Below are 16,734 nucleotides of genomic sequence, written 5' to 3'. Positions count from 1 at the left end.
CCTGCCTTTCGTGCGTCACAACGCCGTTGTCCATTCGTCTATCGCCTGGAGTTGTACGATGCGTCCCGTTTTACCCTACTCGTCTTACCTTGGTGTGCTGGCAATTTTCACCGTCAGCCAGCAAGCCACGGCTGCGCCTGCGATCGAACTGGGTCAGATGCTGGTCAACGCCCAAGAGCAAAGCACACTGGACGACGCACGCGAACGCTTAGAGCAAGTACCTGGCGCCAGCAACCTGATAGACATGGGCAAGGTGGGACAAGGCCGGGTTGCCAGCAATCAGGATGTGCTGGCCTATCAGCCTGGCGTATTCGCCCAATCGGCCGGTAACGACGGTATCAAGCTATCGATCCGTGGTTCGGGCATCAACCGCGCGCCGGGCGCACATGGCTCGGGTGTATACACCATGTTCGACGGCCTGCCGCTCACCGGCCCGGGCGGCACGCCCTATGAACTCTTCGAACCCCTGTGGCTAAGCCGAGCCGAGGTACTGCGCGGGGCCAACGGCTTCGACCAGGGGGCTTTGGCGCTGGGCGGCGCCATCAATTATGTGACCCATACAGGCTTTGATGCAGCGCCGCTGCAACTGCGCTACGAGCTGGGCAGCCGCGGCTATCAGCACCGCCAGATCAGTTCCGGGCAAGTGTTGGGCAACCTTGACTACTACGTGGCCCTGACCGATTCGCAGTACGACGGCTACCAAGCGCACAGCAGCGGCAGCTCCAAAGGTGTTGCCGCCAACGTCGGCTACCGCTTCAACCCGAATCTGGAAACGCGCTTTTACCTACGCTACCGCGAAACCCAGAACGAACTGGCTGGGCGCCTGACCAAGGCGCAGATCAAGCACGACCCTCGAGCAGCCAACCCCGGTTACCTATCGCGCAATGACAGCCGGCCGCAACCGGGCAGTACCTGGGTCGGCAACAAGACCACGTTCTACTTTGAGGATGATTCGCGCGTGGAAACCGGGCTGGTCTATCACGATTACCCGATGGACCTGCGCGAAGGCGCCATGCGCTTGAAGGTGGCCTACAGCGATGTCAGTGGCACGCTGAACTATTTTCGGCGCGACACCCTATTGGGCTTACAGAGCAAGACCAACATCGGCTGGCGTACTACCAAGCATCTGCCCAATAGCGGCGCTTCTCAGTTCTCGCGGGTCAATGATGTGGTCGGCGCTCGCACTAGAGACTTCAGCTACCAAGGTTCGGACACCGTACTCCATGTCGGTAATGACCTGGAACTGGTGCCCGACCTTTGGCTGACCACCGGGCTGGCCATGATCTACACCCGCCGGGAAAGCGATGTCACCTACCCCGCCAGTGGCGGCAGGGTCAGCCAGCATGATTGGGACTACGCGCCACGCATCGGCCTGCGCTACGACATTCGCCCGGACTTGCAACTGTACGGCAACCTTAGCCGATCGGTAGAACCACCGCACCCTTGGTCGCTTGTCTGGAGTGCGCCGGTCACCAACCAGCCGATGAAGATGCACAATCAGACAGCCACCACTCTGGAGCTCGGCGCCCGCGGTGATTCGGCGCTAGGACAGTGGGACTTGGCCTGGTACTACTCGCAAGTACGCCATGAGCTGCTGAACGTGGAGGTGGTGCAGGGTCTGCCGTTCAAGGAGTTCAATGCCAGCCCCACCGTGCACCAAGGTATCGAGGCCGGCCTGAACAGCGTTCTCTGGCAGCAACCGGCAAGCGGCACGCTAAGCCTGCGCCAGGCCTATACCTTCAGTGACTTCCATTACCGCGACGATGAAACCTTCGGCGACAACCGCTTGCCCGGCATTCCCATGCACTACTACCAGGCCGAACTGCGCTACGACTGGCCAAGCGGCTTGTATGCCGGGGTCAATACGCAGCTGGCCTCAAAGGTGCAGGTCGATTACGCCAATAGCTACCACGCCGATGCCTACGCGCTGCTTGGTGCGCGCCTGGGCTGGGACTCCCCCAAACAGGACTGGCAAACCTGGCTGGACCTGCGCAACCTGACCAACAAGCGTTACGCCGCCACGGTAACACCAGGCTACAACGATGCAGGCCAGGACGTCGCCCGCTCTACACCGGGTGAGGGCTTGGCGGTGTATGCGGGCGTTTCCTATAGGTTTCGGTAGCAGGCCATCACGACGGTAACTGCACCTGCGGCCTGCTTTCGGCGAAAATTGTCCAACTGGAAAGAAACAGCGCGGCGATCAACGGCCCGATCACGAAGCCATTGAGCCCGAACACCGTCAGCCCGCCCAGCGTAGACACAAGAATCAGGTAGTCGGGCATGCGTGTGTCCTTACCCACCAGGATCGGTCGCAGTAGGTTATCAACCAAGCCAATGACCAGTACGCCGAAGGCGGCGAGGATCACCCCCGGCAGAATCTCCCCCGTTAGCAGGAAGTAGGCGGCTACCGGGGCCCAGACGATTCCTGCGCCCACTGCCGGCAACAGCGACAGGAACGCCATCAGCACGCCCCAGATCAGCGCACTGGGAATATCCAGCACCCAGAAGATGAAGCCACCCAGTGCCCCCTGGGTGATAGCGACCACCACGTTACCCTTGACGGTAGCTCGAACCACGCGTTGAAACTTGAGCTGCAGCCGACGTTTCTGCTGCTCGGGCAGCGGCACCGCCATGCGTACGCGCCGCGCTATATCGGCGCCCTCACGCAGGAAGAAGTACAGCAAATACGTCATGATGCCGAAGCTCACCAGAAACTCGAACGTGCCCTGGCCGAAACTGAACGCCTGGCTGGCCAGCACCTGGCTACCTTGAGTGGCCCATTTGGTAATCTTGTCACGCAACCCCTCAAGGTTGCCCATGCCCAAGTTGTCCAGCCCGTGCTGGGCGAAGGCCGGAAGCATGTTCTTGCCATGCTCGACGTACCCGGCGATATCCAACTGCCCGCTTTCGATACGCTGATACAAGCTGGCGCCTTCCTGCACCAGCAGCGCACTGGTGACGATAACCGGCAACACCGCCACCAGCAGGCACACCAGCAACGTGGTGAGCGCCGCCAGGTTGCGGCGCCGGCCGAAACGCATGACCAAGTGACGCTGCAGCGGTGCGAACAGGATGCCGAGAATCACCGCCCAGAAGATGGCGCCGTAATAAGGCAGCAGAATCCAGGCGAAGGCGATGGTGACCAGCGCCAGGAGTACTGCCAAGGCTTTGTTCTGTAGAGCGTCGTGGTTCATGGTTGATCCTCAGGTGTCATGGTCCTTAGTGCATCTCACCTTTGCAAAAGTGCCAGCTTGGTCATGATTCAAATCAATACTCCGCTGCCAAACAACCCTTAGCATCCGCGGCTTTGCCCGGTGCGCCCGATGAACCTACCCGCCAAGCCTGAACTGCTAGCCCCTGCTGGCAGCCTGAAGACCCTGCGCTATGCCTTTGCCTACGGCGCCGATGCCGTCTACGCAGGCCAACCCCGCTATAGCCTGCGGGTGCGCAACAACGCGTTCGACCACGCGACCCTGGCCCAAGGCATCGACGAGGCGCATGCCTTGGGCAAACGTTTCTACGTGGTGGTCAACATCGCCCCGCACAACGCCAAGCTCAAGACCTTTCTAAAGGATCTGAAGCCGGTGATCGACATGGCCCCCGATGCTTTGATCATGTCCGATCCTGGCCTGATCATGCTGGTGCGCGAGCACTTTCCCACGATGCCGGTGCACCTTTCGGTGCAGGCCAATACGGTGAACTGGGCCAGCGTGCAGTTCTGGCAGCGATTGGGCCTGAGCCGTGTGATCCTGTCACGTGAGCTGTCGCTGCAGGAAATCGAAGAAATTCGCCAGCAGGTGCCGGACATGGAGCTGGAGGTATTCGTTCACGGCGCACTGTGCATGGCCTATTCCGGGCGCTGCCTGTTGTCCGGCTACCTGAACCGGCGCGATGCCAACCAAGGCACCTGCACCAATGCCTGCCGCTGGAAGTATCAGGCCACCCCCGCCACACAGGACACTACCGGCGACATCGTCCGCGAGGTCGAGCCGACCTTGGGATTGGGCACGCCGACGGATCAAGTCTTCCTCCTACGCGAAAGCGAACGCCCGGACGGCGACATGCCGGCCTTCGAGGATGAGCATGGGACCTACATCATGAATGCCAAGGACCTGCGCGCCATCCAGCACGTCGGACGCCTGGCGGCCATGGGCGTGCACTCCTTGAAGATCGAAGGCCGCACCAAGAGCCACTTCTACTGTGCCCGTGCGGTACAGTCCTACCGCAAGGCCATCGACGATGCCGCAGCGGGTCGGCCATTTGACATGACGCTGATGGACAACCTCGAATCACTGGCGCAGCGCGGTTATACCGAAGGCTTCCTACGCCGCCATGTGCACGATGAATACCAGAACTACCAGCGTGGCAACTCGCTGTCTGACCGACAGCAATTCGTGGGTGAGCTAACAGGATTGCGCGTGGAGGGCCTGGCCGAGGTCAAGGTCAAGAACCGCTTCGCATTGGGTGATCACCTTGAGTTGATGACCCCGCGTGGCAACTACCACTTCGACCTGCACCGCCTTTGTGATCGCCAGCAACGTGACCTTGAAGTAGCGCCCGGAGATGGTCACGTGGTGTACCTGCCGATCCCCGAACAGGTATCGCTCGACTTCGGCCTGCTGATGCGCGACCTGCGCAACGATGAAAGACCGGCCTGACAACCACCGGCTGCCGGCAGCGCTGCAGCGCATGATGCCTTGGGTTATCCTGCTGACCCACTGTCCAAGCCACAGGCCAGCCGCGCCTACAGGAGTTGTCCCGACATGCTGCGTAAACACCTGATCACACTCGGCCTGCTGGCCATCACCGGCTTGGCCCAAGCCGCTGAAACCATTGATGTGTACCGCGACCCCAACTGTGGCTGCTGCAAAGCCTGGATCAGTCACCTGCGCCAGAACGGCTTCACTGTGAACGACCACGTCGAGCCGAACATGAGCGCTGTCAAACAGCGCTTGGGTGTGGCGCCGCACCTGGCCTCGTGCCACACCGGGGTGATCGGCGGCAAGTTCGTCGAGGGCCATGTGCCTGCCGAGCAGGTGCGCCTGCTGGCTGCGCGTAAGGACCTCAAAGGCTTGGCCGTGCCCGGTATGCCGATGGGTTCGCCGGGCATGGAAATGGCTGGCCGCAAGGATGCTTACCAGGTCATTGGTGTGACCCAGGCTGGCCAGGACACCGTGGTCGCCAACTACTGATGCTGAGCCTGTGGGCGCTATTGCTTAGCGCTTTTGGGGCTGCCACCCTGCTGCCACTGCAATCGGAAGCGGTGCTGGTCGCGCTGCTGCTGCGCCAGCCCGAGGCCTGGATGACGTTGTTGGCAGTCGCCACCTTGGGCAATGTGCTGGGCTCGGTGGTGAACTGGCTGCTTGGCCGAGCCATCGAGCATCTGCGCCATCGGCGCTGGTTCCCATTCAATGCCAGCCAGCTTGAACGGGCACAGCAGCGTTATCAGCGCTGGGGCCAGTGGTCATTGCTGTTGAGCTGGATGCCGGTGATAGGCGACCCCCTGACCCTGATCGCCGGTATCATGCGCGAGCCATTCTGGCGTTTTCTGCTGCTGGTGACCCTGGCCAAGGGCGGGCGCTACATCGTCGTGGCGATGATTACGCTGGGCTGGTTTCATGCTTGGTAACACCTTTGCCCTTTGTGCTAGTCCACTGACTGCTACAGTCGCCAATTCCTACATGGTCCTACACGGAGTGCCCCCATGCTGCGCGCAACCGCTCTGGCCCTGGCCTGCCTCGTCAGCGTTTCGGCCATCGCCGCCGAAACACCCACCTACGGCAAACAGCTCGAAGGTTTCAGCTACCCCCACCCGCTCAAGCACTTTGACTTCCAGTCCCAAGGCCAGCAGCTGCAGATGGGTTACATGGACGTCCCGGCCCGCGGCCAAGCCAATGGTCGCAGCGTGGTGCTGATGCACGGCAAGAACTTCTGCGCCGCCACCTGGGAGACCACCATCGAAGCGTTGAGCCAGGCTGGCTACCGGGTGATTGCCCCGGACCAGATCGGGTTCTGCACCTCGACCAAACCGGCCAACTACCAGTACAGCTTTCAGCAACTGGCGGTGAACACCCATGCGCTGCTCGAACAGTTGGGCGTCAAGCAGGCTGTGGTACTCGGCCACTCCACAGGCGGCATGCTCGCCACCCGCTACGCGCTGATGTACCCGCAGCAGGTCGAGCGCCTGGCAATGGTCAATCCCATTGGCCTGGAGGACTGGAAAGCGCTGGGTGTGCCTTATCGCACGGTTGACCAGTGGTATGCCCGCGAACTGAAGCTCACTGCCGAAGGGGTGCGCGAATATGAACGCAAAACCTACTACGTCGGCCGCTGGAAGCCTGAATACGAGCGCTGGGTACAGATGCTGGTAGGGCTGAATCAGGGGCCGGGGCATGAGGTGGTGGCGTGGAACTCGGCGCTGATCTACGACATGATCTTCACCCAACCGGTGTATTACGAGTTCAAAGACTTGCAGATGCCCACGCTGCTGCTGATCGGTGACAAGGACACCACGGCAATCGGCAGCGATATCGCCCCGCCTGGGGTCAAAGCGAAGCTGGGCAAGTATCAGGACTTGGGGCCGCAGGTCGCCAAACTCATCCCGCAAGGTGAGCTGGTAACCTTCGAGGGCATGGGGCATGCGCCGCAGATCGAGGAGCCACGGCGCTTCAACCGTACGCTTGTGCAATGGCTTGAGCGTTGACCGAGTATCGGGGTGCTGTGCCCAGGGGCAGCAGCGTCCCCATGGCTGAGCTTGGTCAGGCGAAGCGCTGAAGTTGCATCTCCTTCAGCCGGCTCAGGGTTCGTTGATACGGGAACGCCAAATAACCCTGGGTGTAGAGCTCATCCAGCGGAACCTGCGCTTGCAGATAAAGCGCCACCCGGCGGTCATAGCACTCATCGACCAATGCTATGAAACGGCGCACAGCATCGTCCTTGGGTGACAGCATCGGCAACTCACGGTCCCCGGCCGCGACCCGCGCAGCACCATCTTCGGTGCCACGGGCGATGCGCCCGGCGCGCTGCCGAGCCCCGAGAGCCGGAATACCTTCGACCAGAATCGCTGAAAAGCGGTCGCACAGGGCCATGAAATCCATCGCGGCCAATGGACGTTCGCACAGTTCGCTAAAGCGGCACCATACGGCCTGATCACTGCTGCGGATCACATCAATCTGCCGCGATCCGATCTGCAGCGGCGCGTCGCTACCGGTGTCGCCGCCGCTGAGCTGCTGGAAGACCTTCTCCAGCGCCCGGTCTTTGCTGCCTGCTTCGGCCACCCAGTAACGCTGAAGCGGTGTGCCGGGATGCAGGCGATGGTCGTGGTCGCCTGCCACCGAGAGCACCTGCATGTGACGCTCGATAGCGCCGATGGCAGGTAGGAAGCGCTCGCGATTGAAGCCGTCACGATACAGCTGGTGAGGCGGTTGATTGGAAGTGGCGACAATCACCACTCCGTGATCGAACAACACTTGGAACAGGCGGCCGAGGATGATCGCATCCCCGATATCGTTGACGAACAGCTCATCGAAGCACAAGACACGGATCTGCCCGGCCAGCTCCCGTGCCAGCGCCTGCAAAGGGTCAGCGGTACCGTTGAGCTGGAACAGCCGTTGGTGAACCCAGCCCATGAAGTGGTGAAAGTGCTGGCGCCGGGACGGCACGCTCAGGCAGCGGTGGAAGAGGTCCATGAGCCAGGTCTTGCCGCGCCCGACTGGCCCCCAAAGGTACAGGCCCTGGGGCGTGTCACCCTTTAGCAGCGCCTCGAAACAAGCTTGCAGGGCCTCGACAGCCTTGGCTTGCGCGGGGTCCTCGGCAAAGCCTTGTTCTGTAATCGCCGTGCGATAGAGATTCAGTGGGTCTGGTTGCATGACTGCAGGCTTGGCCATTGAGAGCTGCATTGTATGGGCTGGCCCTTTTGCGGGTAAACCTGACCCCACTAACACTGAACATGTTTTGAGGTAAGTCACTGTATGGCAGCGGCCGCCAGCGCTTTACAGGGCCTCTGAACCGTCACTCAACCCCACTTTCAGCAGCGCACCATCCTTGGCATCGGTCAGCACATACAGGTAGCCATCCGGCCCAACCCGCACGTCGCGGATCCGTGCTTTCAGTTCACCCAACAAACGTTCTTCATGGACAACCTTGTCGCCATCGAGCTGCAAGCGGATCAGCGACTCAGATGCCAGAGCCCCTATGAACAAGTTGTGATCCCAGGCCTTGAAGGTCGGGCTGTCGTAGAAGGCCATGCCGCTGATACCGGGCGATTTTTCCCAGACATGGTGCGGGTCGACCATACCGTCCACATGCTTGCCCTTGGCCTCGGGAATGGGCAACAGAGAATAGTTGATACCGTGAGTGGCAATCGGCCAGCCGTAATTCTTGCCGGGCTCCGGGATGTTGATTTCGTCGCCACCGCGCGGGCCATGTTCGTGGGTCCAGAGCTTGCCAGTCCAGGGGTTGAGCGCGGCACCCTGTTGGTTACGGTGGCCGAACGACCAGACTTCCGGGCGCACGCCTTGCTTGCCGACGAAAGGATTATCCTTGGGTATCTCACCGTCGGGCAGAATCCGTACGACCTTGCCCTGAAGTTTGTCCAAATCTTGAGCGGTGGGGCGCTGGTTGTTCTCGCCCAAAGCCACGAACAAGAAGCCGTCGCGATCGAACACCAGCCGCGAACCGAAATGGTTGCCTACAGAAAGTTTGGGCTGTTGGCGAAAGATCACATTGAAGTTGTCCAGCCGGGCGCGATCTTCGGACAACTGGCCACGTCCCACTGCCGTGCCTGCCTTGCCATCACTGCCCTGCTCGGCATAGGACAGGTAGACCGTGCGGTCCTTTGCGAACTCTGGCGACAACACGACATCGAGCAATCCGCCCTGGCCTTCGCTCCAGACCTTGGGCACTCCGTTGATGGGCGGCCCGACCTTGCCTTCGGCGCTGATTACCCGAAGGTTGCCAGAGCGCTCGGTGACCAGCATGTCCTTGCCACCTGGCAGAAACGCCAATGCCCAGGGGTAGCGCAGGCCATCAGCCAGAGTGCTGACGGTGAGCTGGCCTTCTTCACTGGGGAGCTGTTGCTCTGGAGCCGCATGAGCAATCAAAGGCAGCAATGCGGCGACTGTCAGGGTGGTCAACCAGGTGGCTCGGATCATTCGGAATTCCTTTCTGGCAGATGGGCTCAAGGCGCACGTGGGTTATCGCGCGGCGGTCGGGAAGGTTCCAGGTTTGGCACCTGCTGCTGGCGGCGCAGGTTATCGCCGTTGCCGATGCCACGATTGTCCAGGTTTGGTGTGCGGTACGTCGGTGCTGTGGAGGGGCCGCGAACAGGTGGGGCGGCCGGAACGCTACCCTGACGGCTGTTGGGGTTAGCGCGCTGGATCGGGCTGTTGTAGGGGTTACTGTTGCTCGCGGAAAGCTGCAAGGGCGCAGCCTGCGCTTGCAGGCACCATAGCAAGGTGATGGCCATCACGGGGGATGTAAGGTTCATGCTTCACCTCTTGTACGAAAATGCTCGCCTTAAGCAGTTTGATAGCCTAAGGCGCGCGGGGTTCGGGACAAAAGTATGAATGCGATTCCTGATGTTTCAGATAAGCCCGATGGGCCAGACCTTTACGTCAATGCATCACCGTGCAATATCGACCTTGTGCCGAGCCGCGTATAGGCAAAGCATCTCCATGGCCAAAGTGGCGCCAGCCAAGGCCGTGATATCGGCATGGTCATAGGCTGGCGCGACTTCCACAAGGTCCATCCCCACGAGGTTGATGCCACGCAGGCCACCAAGGATTTCAGAGGCCTGAGCAATCAGTACGCCATGCTCCAGGTCAGGGTGTAGGTTCGCCCTCGGCCCTGGTAGTCATACAGATAAGCCGGGCCATAGGTCGGCGAATAGAACAATGTCGCCCGTTGGCCCCAAACCGTGCTGTAACGCTTGTCCAGCAAGTTCTGGATGCCCGCACTGAAGGTGCCAAAACCGCTGTCCTGGCTGGCAAGCAAATCGAAGGTGGTGTAGCCATCGATCTCATGGTCGGCATCGTCTTTGAGACTGAAAGCGTGATTGGCCTGCAGCCGGGCGCTGCGGCCATCCGCCTTGTAACCGACGAATGCGGTGGCCTTGGACAGTGAAGCATAGCGGGCATCGCGCTTGATCCAGTCGCCATCGGCGCCCTTCTCCTCAGACCGGGTCAGGTGCAGCGTGCCGCCTGCTTCCCAGCCGGTCTGGAAGTGCCGGGTCAAGGCGCCTTCAAAGCCGAAGTCGCGGCTCTTCTGGTCTTCGACGTCGATGGTCAGAGTCTGCGAGTCGACATTGATGATCTTGTCAGACCAAATGTAATACAGCGCCGCCTGCGCGTCCCAGTCCAGTTCCGCATAACGCCAACCCAGCTCGACCTGGCGGCTTTTGATGCCGGCCAGCGGGTTGTCCGCCACGCTCAGGCCCGGTTTACCGTAGTACTTCGCCGGGTCCGGCAGGTCGAAACCTTCGCCGTAATTGGCCCACAGCTGATGGCCGTTCTTGAAGTCGTAAATGGCGCCGGCATTGTACAGGTTGACCTCATAATCGTTGCTGCCACCCGGCACGCCTTTGAAATCGCTGACATCGACGTCCATTTGCTGGCGCCGGGCGCCGCCTGACAAGGTCAGGTTGTCGGTGGCGTGCCAGTCGAGCTGGGCATAGACCGAAACACCATCGACACGATAACTGGGATACCGCGCTGCCTTGCTCTGCTTGTCCAGGTCCAGGCCCCCGCTTTGGGATGAGGTCCAGGCGTCGAATGTGGTCTGGTCGGCACTGAAGCGCTCACGATCAAGGTCCAGGCCATAGGTCAGCTTGAGCGTATCCCACTGCTTGGCGAACAGCCCTTTGAGGCTGCTGACTTCGAAATTCTGCTGTGAGCCTGCAAAGTAAACCCCGCGCGAACCGGTCGGCGTGGCCCGGTTGTAATAGGGAAATGGATAGAAGTTGTCGTTTTCCTTGCGGTAGGAGGCCTGCAGGTAGAAATCCTGGCCAAGCACATCGGTATGGTGATAGTTGGCATTGAGCAGCAGACGTCGGGTGCGCGGCTGCAGATCCGAGGAATAGCCGCTGCGCAGCTCGGCATCTTCCAGGTCCGAGGGCGCGTTGTAGTTCAGATTGGGAAAATAGATGCCAGTGCTGCCGTGATTGCCTGAATCGTAATACTGCGCCAGCAGATCAAGGCTCTGTTGGTCTGTGAGTTTCAAGCCAAGCGAGCCCAGCACATCGAGCGTACGGTTGTATTGCAGGTCGGTCTGAGTGTTATCGATGAAAATCTGCTCGCCCGCGCCATCGTAGAACGCCTCGTTCTGCTCGCCGGAAACACCAAGGCGTGCGCTGACTCGGTCGTTGCCGCCACTGATCGACTGGGCGAAACGCGTGGCGAAGTCGTCACTGTTGTTGAAGCCGGAGCTCGCACCCAACTGGGTTTCGAAGCGGGCCGGGCCTGGTTCGCCCTTCTTGGTGACGATGTTGATGATGCCGCCAGTGGCGCCGCCGCCATAGATGGCACTGGCCCCGGAGAGCACCTCGACGCGCTCGACGTTGAACGGTGAAATGCTGTCGAACTGGCGTGAAAGCCCGCGCGAGCTGTTCTGACTGACACCGTCGATCATCACCAGCACATTGCGCCCACGCATGTTCTGGCCATAGTTGGTTCGCCCTTCGGGAGCCAGGTCCAGGCCCGGTACGAGCTTGCCGATGGCCTCCTTGAGGCTGACGCCGCTATCGATCTGTTCACGCAGTTGCTGTTGGTCTACGACCCACACTGTACCGGGTATTTCACTGATGGCGGTGCTGGTGCGCGAAGCGACGCTGACTTCGATGGGTTTGAGGTTGACCGCCTGCGCAACAGGCACGGCCGTGCGCAAGGTGACCGTACGCGCATCGGTGAACTGCCAAGCCATGCCGCTGCCTGCGAGCAGCAATTGCAACGCCTGCTCGACGCTGTAACTGCCTTGCAGCGCCGGGCTGCTAAACCCAGCTACCTCACCCGTGGTGTACAACAGTTGCAAACCCGCCTGGTCGGCAAAGGTAGTCAGAGCCTGATCCAGTGGCTGCACCGGCAGGTCCAGTTGAACTAGACGGGCCTGGGTATGTGCGACCCCATCGGAGGCCGCCCACCCCTGGATGGGGCCGGAAAGCACGGCCAGCGCACTGCAGGACATCAAGGCGAGGTGAAGACGACTTCCGCGACGGTGGTAAGGCTTGGGCATAAAAGACACGAATGAGCTTCCAGACAAGTCGTAATTGAGAATGGGTTACTGATCAGTCCCACTACGACGATCTGGCACAGCCAAACTTGCAGCACCAAATGAGAAAATTTCTGATTATTTTTTACAGAATCAATGCACCACGGCCAGCCATGGCAGATGAGTGACCTTGATGCCGTAGCGCTGCTCAAGGGTGTGCAGCAGCGCTTGAGGGTCGTTCAGGTCGAAGACACCACTGATTTGCAGGGCCCCCAACGTGCTATCGGACAGCACGATTCGTCCGTGCTGGTAGCGCTCAAGCTCCGCGAGCACCTGGCGCAGCGGTTTGCCATTGAATATCAGCTTGCCGCGCTGCCAGGCTGTCTGTGCCTCGGCGTCGGCGGCGACGGCCAGGGGAAGCCCGCCGATACTGGCGCTGCCCTGGGCCACTACCACCTGGCCGTTACGACGCACACTGAAGGTTGCAGCGCGGCTTTGCACCGGCTGCCCTGCGGTTTCGACCACGAAAGGCCGTGGATCATCAGCAGTTTCGAACAACGCCTCACCCGCTTGCAGCTTCACCCGGCGCTCACCTGCACTAAAAGCCACGCTCAAGGCACTTGCGCTGTTGAGCGTAACCTGCGATCCGTCGGCCAAGGTCACGCGTTGTTGTTCGCCAATGGCCGTGTGGTAGTCCGCCATCCAAACAGGGATCTGCTGCCAGCCGCTGTAGCCTACGATCAGCAATACCAGCGAGGCAGCGATGCTCATTGCCCAGCGGCGCTTGCTGCGGGGCTCAGGGACCGTCGCCTGCCCTTGGGAAATTGGCGCGTGGCCGATTTCTTCCCACAGCCCCTCGGCTTCGCGTCCGGCTTCGGCATGAGCCGGGCTCAATTGGCACCAACGCTGGTAACGTTCCCGGTCGGCCGGGCTAGCATGGCCTGAGTGCAGCAGCACCTGCCAGTCGAGGGCATCGTCGGACAAGTTGCAGATGGGCTGAGGAGAAGGCATGGTCAACCTGTCAGTCATGGTTGTGCTTGAGCCAGTCGCGACAATGGCGCAGCGCTTGGCCGATGTATTTTGCCACCATGCTTTCGGAAACACCCAGTCGCTGTGCAATCTGTGCGTGGGTCAGGCCATCGACCCGGTTCAGCAATAGCGCCTGACGCGCATTGGCAGGCAGTTGCATTAGCGCCTCATCCAGGATCTGCAAGCGCTCACGCGCGAGCAAAGTCGCCTCCGGGGCAGGCCGTGTACACGCAACCTCGCATGTGACATCGCTTTCATTGTGGCTGGCGGCAATGCGTTGTTCGCGGCGCAATGCATCGATGGCCAGGTTTGCAGCCACGCGAAAGATGAAACTACGCGCATGGAGTACGGCCACCGATTGTTCGTCGATCTTCAGCAGTTTGAGATAAGTTTCCTGAGCCACGTCAGCTGCACGCTGCCGATCACTCATGCGCCGGGTAAGAAAACGCAAAAGGTCGTCGTAATGCTCTTGGAAACTTGCCAGCAAACCGGACGCGGGTGATGTCAGCATGAGGTGGAGGTGCTGCCAGTAAGATGAATTATCGGGCGTTAATGAGAAACAGTATCTTTCATAACACCGGGTACTTTCAACGCTGACGTGCATTTGACACACTGCGGCCTCAACTTCGTCGGCAAGGTACTTACCATGGCTGCCCGTTTGCCCCGTTATGTCCGCATGCTCCTGGCTCTGTTTCTGGCAAGCGGCCTCAGTGCCTGCGCACTGTTCCAGGCCCATGACCCGCTCAACATCAGTGTGATCGGCGTCGAACCTTTACCAGGGCAAGAGCTGGAGATGCGCATGGCCATTAAGCTAAGGGTACAAAACCCAAACGAGGCGGCCATCGACTACAGCGGCGTAGCCCTGAACCTGGAGGTCAACGGCCAGCCGCTGGCAGCAGGCGTCAGTGACCAGCAAGGGCATATCGGCCGCTACGACGAAGGCGTAATCGTAGTACCTGTGAGCGTCACAGCATTCGCCTTCCTGCGTCAGGCCTATGGGTTGGGCAAGCTTGATTCGTTGCAGGGACTACCTTACAAGCTTCGCGGCAAGTTCGCCGCAGGCCCGCTGGGCACCGTCCGCTTCACGGACGAGGGCAAACTAGACCTGCCCAAAGATGGCAGCCTTTACTGGTAAGGGCCGTATCAACGATTTGCGCTGGCTGCGGCCATCATTTTGTTGACCTCGCTGCGCACCATATCGGCGTACTCGGGTGGTGACATGCTGTCGAGCTCGGTACGCACCCACTCTGCCCACTTGCCCTTGCGGCGAGATTTTTCAGCGATCAGCCGGGCGGCCTCGCCCTTGGCCTTACCTAGGTTGTTCTTCCACATCTCGAACAGCCGGGCCTTTTGCGCCTCGATCTGCGCCCGTTCCTCGAAGCTCATGTTGGCCAGATTGAAACTCATGGATGCACCTGCCTGTTGAACACGGGCGCTATATTACACCGTGACGGTGTATCAACGACAAAGCCATCGCAACTTTCCTGGCGTGCCGGCATCCATTGTACAAACCACTGCATCGACGAGGACGTGTTCATGGCTCGAAAAAAAACCGCTTTGCCCGACAATGATCAGATCAAGGATCAAGTATTCAGTGAGCTGCAGGCATTGATCGAGGAATCGGAAAAGCTGCTCAGCCAGAGCGCCACATTGGTGGGTGAAGAAGCTGAAACCCTACGGGCTCAGATCAGCCTGAAACTGCGTCAGGCAGGCCAGGCTGCCGGCCAGGTACGCGCCAAGGCGCAGCCGGCGGTTGAGGCCACCGAAAATTATATTGGTGGCCATCCATGGCAGACCGTTGCAGTGTCAGCCGGCCTGGGTTTGGTAATGGGTTTGATTTTGGGGCGTCGCCATTGAATCTCAGGCAGCCTGGACCATGGGAATTCCGCTGTGAAAACGTAGTTCCTGGTCCGGTGACGTGATGAGTTCGGCCTCAGCCTCACGAACTAGGGTGATGCGGCGGTCAATATCCGTCTCGTCACCATACTGGTGGGCCAGCTTCAGGTAGCCTTGGTAGTGACGTGCCTCGCTCTTTAGCAGGCCGTGGTAGAAACCGCCGAGTTCTTCATCCAAGTGAGGCACCAAGGCTGCAAAACGCTCGCAGCTACGCGCTTCGATGAATGCCCCAACTACCAGAGTATCAACCAGCTTGGCCGGCTCATGGGCACGCACCAATCGACGCAGACCTGAAGCGTAACGGCCGGCCGATACCGGTCGCAAGGGCACTCCTCGACGCTTCATCAAGCGCAACACCTGTTCGTGATGCACCAGCTCTTCCCGTGCCAGCCGCGACATCATGTTTATCAGATCCAAGTGGGTGTTGTATTTGGCAATGAGGCTCAACGCGGTGCTGGCAGCCTTGAATTCGCAGTTCTTATGATCGATCAGCAAGGTTTGCTGGTCGGCAAGTGCTGCCTCTATCCAGGCATCTGGGGTCGGGCAGCCGAGAAAAGCTTCGATTTCGGGGATCAGGGACATATGCGAACAACCACACTGGACAGGCAAGACCGGCGATTATACCGACGGTGGCATGCAGCACCAGTGACTATGCTTGATGTACATCAAACGGCGATACGAGAGGCGCCGACTATAGTCAGGCATGCCTATCCCCAGAAAGGAGTTCTCACCATGCAAGCGGTTCGTAGCATTCTGGTCGTCCTTGACCCCGAACATGCCCACAGCCTTGCACTGACGCGAGCCAAACTGATCGCTGGTGTGACCGGTGCCCGTCTGCACTTGGTGATGTGTGACAAGAAGCACGACCATAGCGCCCTCCTAAGTCTGCTCGGTAACCAGCTGCGCGAAGATGGTTACGATGATGTCACCTATGAGCAGACCTGGCACGAAACCCTGCATGAGTCGATCATCGCGGTGCAGCAAGCCGAAGGTTGCGAGTTGGTCATCAAGGAGCATCGACCGGATAATCCACTCAAAAAAGCACTATTGACGCCTAGCGACTGGAAGCTCCTCCGCCAGTGCCCTTGCGCTGTATTGATGGTCAAGAGCGAGCGGCCTTGGACGGGCGGTGTGATCTTGGCGGCGGTGGATGTCGGCAACCAGGATGAGGATCACCGTCGATTGCATGCCAGCATTGTCGACCATGGCTATGGAATTGCTGGCTTGGCCAAGGGGGCCCTGCATGTGGTCAGTGCCCACCCCTCCCCTATGCTTTCAGCAGCCGATCCCGTGTATCAACTTACCGATACGATTGAAAAGCGCTACCGAGAAGCCTGCAGAGCGTTCCAAGCGCAATTTGATATCAGCGAAGATCACCTACACGTCGCGGAAGGCCCCGCCGATGTATTGATCCCATACTTCGAGAAGAAGTTGAATGCAGTTGTTACGGTGATCGGTACCGTCGCGCGCGGCGGAGTTTCCGGGGCACTGATAGGCAATACCGCAGAAGTGGTGCTCGACTCGCTGGAGGGTGATGTTCTGGTGCTAAAAAGCGAAGAAGTAACAGCCCATCTGGCGGAACTTGCTCAAGGATAAGATGTGGCCGAG

The 16,734-nt window shown here is 59.9% G+C and carries 16 protein-coding genes and 2 pseudogenes; 8 read left to right on the top strand and 10 right to left on the bottom strand.

The genetic code is table 11. The annotated features are described in order from the left end of the window. Positions 1 to 58 precede the first annotated feature (58 nt). Positions 59 to 2,122: a TonB-dependent receptor family protein gene (locus ACK59H_RS12375; protein ID WP_409264471.1), complete on the top strand. Its 2,064-nt coding sequence runs from the start codon at positions 59 to 61 to the stop codon at positions 2,120 to 2,122. A gap of 7 nt (positions 2,123 to 2,129) precedes the next feature. Here the strand turns inward: ACK59H_RS12375 and ACK59H_RS12370 are convergent, their stop codons facing one another. Next, positions 2,130 to 3,194: an AI-2E family transporter gene (locus tag ACK59H_RS12370; protein ID WP_060480455.1), complete on the bottom strand. Its 1,065-nt coding sequence runs from the start codon at positions 3,192 to 3,194 to the stop codon at positions 2,130 to 2,132. Between the two features lie 129 nt (positions 3,195 to 3,323). On the opposite strand from ACK59H_RS12370, the gene yegQ reads away from it, so the two are divergent. From yegQ to ACK59H_RS12350, 4 genes are all read left to right on the top strand, one after another. Further along, complete coding sequence (gene yegQ / locus ACK59H_RS12365; protein WP_060480454.1) at positions 3,324 to 4,658, top strand: tRNA 5-hydroxyuridine modification protein YegQ; 1,335 nt, start codon at positions 3,324 to 3,326, stop codon at positions 4,656 to 4,658. A 105-nt stretch (positions 4,659 to 4,763) separates the two neighbouring features. Next, positions 4,764 to 5,192: a DUF411 domain-containing protein gene (locus ACK59H_RS12360; RefSeq protein ID WP_060480453.1), complete on the top strand. Its 429-nt coding sequence runs from the start codon at positions 4,764 to 4,766 to the stop codon at positions 5,190 to 5,192. Beyond that, a complete protein-coding gene (locus tag ACK59H_RS12355; protein ID WP_060480452.1) occupies positions 5,192 to 5,629 on the top strand; it encodes a YqaA family protein in 438 nt (145 codons plus the stop codon). The genes ACK59H_RS12360 and ACK59H_RS12355 overlap by 1 nt, the downstream gene beginning before the upstream one ends. 75 nt (positions 5,630 to 5,704) lie before the next feature. Then, complete coding sequence (locus ACK59H_RS12350; RefSeq protein ID WP_060480451.1) at positions 5,705 to 6,703, top strand: alpha/beta fold hydrolase; 999 nt, start codon at positions 5,705 to 5,707, stop codon at positions 6,701 to 6,703. 55 nt (positions 6,704 to 6,758) lie between these two features. Here ACK59H_RS12350 and zapE read toward each other — a convergent pair whose 3' ends face one another. From zapE to ACK59H_RS12315, 7 genes and pseudogenes are all read right to left on the bottom strand, one after another. Then, positions 6,759 to 7,868, bottom strand: a complete 1,110-nt coding sequence (zapE, locus tag ACK59H_RS12345; protein WP_060480457.1) for a cell division protein ZapE — start codon at positions 7,866 to 7,868, stop codon at positions 6,759 to 6,761. 123 nt (positions 7,869 to 7,991) lie between these two features. Then, on the bottom strand, positions 7,992 to 9,152 hold the full coding sequence (locus ACK59H_RS12340; protein ID WP_060480450.1) for a PQQ-dependent sugar dehydrogenase: 1,161 nt from the start codon (positions 9,150 to 9,152) through the stop codon (positions 7,992 to 7,994). A gap of 26 nt (positions 9,153 to 9,178) precedes the next feature. Continuing rightward, a complete protein-coding gene (locus tag ACK59H_RS12335; RefSeq protein WP_060480449.1) occupies positions 9,179 to 9,487 on the bottom strand; it encodes a hypothetical protein in 309 nt (102 codons plus the stop codon). 135 nt (positions 9,488 to 9,622) lie between these two features. Beyond that, a pseudogene (locus ACK59H_RS12330) lies at positions 9,623 to 9,796 on the bottom strand (arginase family protein); the annotation flags it as partial. Positions 9,797 to 9,801: 5 nt separating this feature from the next. Next, positions 9,802 to 12,225, bottom strand: coding sequence for a TonB-dependent receptor (locus ACK59H_RS12325; RefSeq protein WP_409264475.1), 2,424 nt, complete (start codon positions 12,223 to 12,225; stop codon positions 9,802 to 9,804). Positions 12,226 to 12,354: 129 nt separating this feature from the next. Further along, positions 12,355 to 13,230, bottom strand: coding sequence for a FecR family protein (locus tag ACK59H_RS12320; RefSeq protein WP_060480447.1), 876 nt, complete (start codon positions 13,228 to 13,230; stop codon positions 12,355 to 12,357). Between the two features lie 7 nt (positions 13,231 to 13,237). Next, positions 13,238 to 13,741 (bottom strand): annotated as a pseudogene (locus ACK59H_RS12315) (RNA polymerase sigma factor); the annotation flags it as partial. 135 nt (positions 13,742 to 13,876) lie between these two features. Here ACK59H_RS12315 and ACK59H_RS12310 point away from each other — a divergent pair. Further along, positions 13,877 to 14,365, top strand: coding sequence for an LEA type 2 family protein (locus ACK59H_RS12310; RefSeq protein WP_060480445.1), 489 nt, complete (start codon positions 13,877 to 13,879; stop codon positions 14,363 to 14,365). Positions 14,366 to 14,373: 8 nt separating this feature from the next. Here the strand turns inward: ACK59H_RS12310 and ACK59H_RS12305 are convergent, their stop codons facing one another. Then, positions 14,374 to 14,637, bottom strand: a complete 264-nt coding sequence (locus tag ACK59H_RS12305; protein WP_060480444.1) for a hypothetical protein — start codon at positions 14,635 to 14,637, stop codon at positions 14,374 to 14,376. Between the two features lie 129 nt (positions 14,638 to 14,766). Between ACK59H_RS12305 and ACK59H_RS12300 the strand changes: the two genes are divergently transcribed. Beyond that, entirely contained in the window at positions 14,767 to 15,087 is a 321-nt protein-coding gene (locus ACK59H_RS12300) for a YqjD family protein (protein WP_060480443.1), read from the top strand. A gap of 3 nt (positions 15,088 to 15,090) precedes the next feature. Here the strand turns inward: ACK59H_RS12300 and ACK59H_RS12295 are convergent, their stop codons facing one another. Beyond that, entirely contained in the window at positions 15,091 to 15,708 is a 618-nt protein-coding gene (locus tag ACK59H_RS12295; RefSeq protein WP_060480442.1) for a tRNA-(ms[2]io[6]A)-hydroxylase, read from the bottom strand. Positions 15,709 to 15,858: 150 nt separating this feature from the next. Here ACK59H_RS12295 and ACK59H_RS12290 point away from each other — a divergent pair, with 150 nt between their 5' ends. After that, complete coding sequence (locus ACK59H_RS12290) at positions 15,859 to 16,722, top strand: universal stress protein (RefSeq protein WP_060480441.1); 864 nt, start codon at positions 15,859 to 15,861, stop codon at positions 16,720 to 16,722. Positions 16,723 to 16,734: the final 12 nt, after the last annotated feature.

Origin of the sequence: Pseudomonas sp. KCJK9000, assembly GCF_046230725.1 — a bacterium.
Classification (GTDB): domain Bacteria; phylum Pseudomonadota; class Gammaproteobacteria; order Pseudomonadales; family Pseudomonadaceae; genus Aquipseudomonas; species Aquipseudomonas promysalinigenes.
This window is presented reverse-complemented; position numbering and strand designations above follow the sequence as displayed.